This is a genomic window from Cytophagia bacterium CHB2 (genome assembly GCA_030263535.1).
Taxonomy (GTDB): domain Bacteria; phylum Zhuqueibacterota; class Zhuqueibacteria; order Zhuqueibacterales; family Zhuqueibacteraceae; genus Coneutiohabitans.
Genome location: SZPB01000526.1, coordinates 1 through 3,315, shown reverse-complemented (window position 1 = coordinate 3,315; position 3,315 = coordinate 1). Strand labels below are relative to the sequence as shown.

At 54.9% G+C, this 3,315-nt stretch carries 5 protein-coding genes; all 5 read right to left on the bottom strand.

Annotated elements, in window-relative coordinates:
* A partial coding sequence (locus tag FBQ85_28395) for an SPOR domain-containing protein (protein ID MDL1879053.1) occupies window positions 1-420 on the bottom strand: 420 nt, incomplete at its 3' end.
* A 79-nt stretch (window positions 421-499) separates the two neighbouring features.
* Window positions 500-922 carry a nucleoside-diphosphate kinase gene (locus FBQ85_28390; GenBank protein ID MDL1879052.1) on the bottom strand — a complete coding sequence of 141 codons (423 nt, stop codon included), beginning with the start codon at window positions 920-922 and terminating at the stop codon, window positions 500-502.
* 89 nt (window positions 923-1,011) lie between these two features.
* Entirely contained in the window at window positions 1,012-1,998 is a 987-nt protein-coding gene (gene sucD / locus FBQ85_28385) for a succinate--CoA ligase subunit alpha (GenBank protein MDL1879051.1), read from the bottom strand.
* Window positions 1,995-2,513 (bottom strand): hypothetical protein, encoded by a 519-nt coding sequence (locus FBQ85_28380; protein MDL1879050.1) that lies wholly within the window; start codon window positions 2,511-2,513, stop codon window positions 1,995-1,997. The genes sucD and FBQ85_28380 overlap by 4 nt, the downstream gene beginning before the upstream one ends.
* Window positions 2,514-2,571: 58 nt before the next feature.
* On the bottom strand, window positions 2,572-3,315 hold a 744-nt coding region (locus FBQ85_28375), incomplete at its 5' end, for a hypothetical protein (protein ID MDL1879049.1).

Below are 3,315 nucleotides of genomic sequence, written 5' to 3'. Positions count from 1 at the left end.
CTGATAAACCAGTTCATCCGCCAGGGCTTGCGCCTCTTCCTGCGTCGCAAACCGCCCAACCCGCACGCGATACCAAATGCCGCCTTTCTCCGGAATATTCGCGCGTTGAATATAAACTTCATGCCCCTGGCCTTCGAAGCGCGCCGCATCTGTTTCAGCATTCCGGCGGGATTGCCAGGATGAAACTTGTACGGTGTAAATGTCTTCACCGGTGGCGACTACCGTCGGACGCGGTTCTTCTACTGGCGCTGGCGGAGGCGCGATTTCCGTCTGCGGTTGGATGTCAGAAATTGCAGCGGCGGGCTTGGGTTTCTCCGCCTCCCCCTCTTTTCGATTCCACCACCACAAGCCGGTTGCGATCAAGCCAAACAGGGCTGCCACTGCAACGACGACTGCCCATTTCGATTGTTCCGAAGTCATAATGAAACGTCTCCTGTGTTCTGGCGGCTTTACGCTGACTCCGCCGCGGCGGGCAGCGGAGTTCGATCAAAACAGCGAATTATTTTGTCTCGATCAATTCGCGTTCCGCAAAGAAAAACGCAATTTCAATCATCGCATTCTCAGGCGAATCCGAGCCGTGCACGATATTGTTTTGCTTGCTGGTGGCGAAATCTTTGCGAATGGTGCCGGCGTCCGCTTGCGCAGGATCGGTGGCGCCGATGAGTTTGCGAAAGTCTGCCACGGCATTCTCCTTTTCCAGCGCCAACGGCACCACGCGATCACTGCTCATGAAACTCACCAAATCTTTATAGAACGGCCGCTCTTTGTGAACTTCATAAAACTTGCCGGCGGTTTCCGGCGTTAGGCGAACCATTTTCATGCCGAGAATGCGAAAACCGGCCTGCTCGATGCGATCCAGCACTTTTCCCATTTTTTTGGCTGAAACACAATCCGGTTTTAGAATGGCGAGAGTACGTTCCAACGTTGAACTCCTTTCTGCATGTTTAACTTGAAGCGAAAGTTTGATTTCATAAACCACCGGGCAAAAGCCCATCCAAAAAGCACGCGTTATTACTCGCCGGATCTTCTCGCCGATCTCGGGCCGCGAGCAACCGGCGACTTTGTTTTGGCTTTGGCACGTGTCTTCACGGTTGAGGTTTTCTTTTGAGCCGACGAGCGTTTGACTTTCTGCAGCAACGCCTGTATCCTCACGCCAATCTCAGCCGGGCTTTGGCAAACCGAGGCGCCCGCTTCTTCCAGCTTGGCCATCTTCTCTGCCGCCGTGCCCTGGCCACCGGCGATGATCGCGCCCGCATGTCCCATGCGGCGTCCGGGCGGCGCGGTGCGGCCGGCAATGAACGCCACCACCGGTTTGTTGAAATGTTTTTTGATATACGCCGCGGCTTCCTCTTCCGCTGTGCCGCCGATTTCGCCGATCAACACCACGGCGTCGGTATCATCATCTTCGGCAAACAATTTCAGCGCATCGGTGTGCGTCGTGCCGATCACGGGATCACCGCCAATGCCGATGCATGTCGATTGCCCGATTCCGAGATCCGAAAGCTGTTTCACGGCTTCATACGTGAGCGTGCCGCTGCGCGAAATGACGCCGACACTGCCTTCACGATGAATGAAGCCCGGCATGATTCCGATCTTGCACTTGCCGGGGGAAATCACCCCCGGGCAATTCGGGCCGATCATGCGCACGCCGGTTTTATTCAAAAACGCCTTCACAGTCAACATATCAATTGCGGGAATGCCCTCGGTGATCGTCACGATTAACGGCACGCCTTCAGCCGCGGATTCCATAATCGCATCGGCGGCAAACGAGGGCGGGACGAAAATCGCCGCGGCATTTGCGCCTGCTTCTTTTACGGCATCGGCAACGGTGTTGAAGATGGGAACCTTGCCGTCAAACGTCTGCCCGCCTTTACCGGGCACCACGCCTGCGACCACATTCGTGCCATATTCCATCATCTGCCGCGCATGAAACGAGCCTTCATTGCCGGTAATGCCCTGCACCAGCACGCGGGTGTTTTTGTCGATTAAAATGCTCAACGGCTCCTCCTTGGGTTAGACACTTTCTTTCTTGCATTCGCTTGACGGCTGAACGAGGGGCGCGCCTCGGCGACCTTGAGTAAACCGACCATTTCATCGGAAACGGCATATTCAACACCCTTCTTCGTTTTGTTGCACACAAGATTCGCTTCCCGGACAAGGTCATCAATGTACCACCACCAATGCGAGCGGTCGTACCTGCCCTCGCGGTAACGGCGAAGCGTCCCTTTGCTCGCACCGAATAAAAGCAATGCAGCAGCCCGGATATCCCGATCAAGTTTGGCCAGCTTTTCCTTTTGAATCTGATTGAGCGCTTCCGGGGCTGCTTCCAACACCTTTTGCAATTCGCTGCGATGATCAAAAAGCGCATGCACATCATCACAGTCATCAATAATAGCCTCTTCTGCGGAATGTGGAATCGTTGCTGGCAGAAAACCAATAAGCCAATTCAATAGCTCGGTCGCCCGCGTTTGCAAGGCCTGCTTTGTACTTTTGGACGAGAGTGAGGTTACCATAATTGAAAATTGAAGTGGTAAAAAGGTTGAATGTTTCTACTTTGGTGACCAGATAAGCTCAATTTCCGGTTGTCGCAACAGATAACCGAGGCCATCTTCGGCCATGAAGCAGGTTTTCACACGTGTAGGATAGCCGTCTGATCTCCACCACGAATATATGGTTACGTGGATTTAAGAAACCGATTGCCTTGCCATCCTTTTCATATCGGCCAATATAACTATGCTTGCCGATTGTTCTTTCCGCGTCTTGAATCGTAACACCGTGCTCACGCAGCTTGTTATGAAAACGTGGGGAAAATCTTCCCAGTGCAAAATCACGCTGCACTTGCTTGATCAAGTCATCGACCTCGGCTTCTCGGGTGGCGTGCTTCACGGCCATCGACCGCAATGCCGACCGCTCGTGCGGTGCGTAGTGAAAGAGGTGCATGTCGGGGTGGGTCGCGCGTAGCTCGACGACACGATCGACAAAGCGCTCTAACGCGAGCTTCTCGCCCTCAAGATCATGGGCCCAGATGCATTCGTAGTCACCATCCGCTGGACACCATCCCCACAGATACTCAATCCCGTCGTCGCCGACGTATGGGTCGCCCTCGAGGTCGAAGAAGACATCACCCTCGCTGGGTAGAGGCAGGAGCGCATATCCGAGGGCACGCTCCGGTGTGAGATGACGGTGTAGCGGCTCGCCGCTGCTTTGCGAGCGGACCTGGAGGTCCGCTTGATGATGCAACCGCTCGTAGCGCTCTGGATTGAGGGGCATCGGCTCGGGTTTCTCCGCGGCCGCGAGGGCGCCCATCGTCGTGAT

Coding starts and splice junctions, on each gene's coding strand:
- FBQ85_28380 (MDL1879050.1), bottom strand. CDS start 2,513: ATGGTAACCTCACTCTCGTCCAAAAGTACAAAGCAGGCCTTGCAAACG.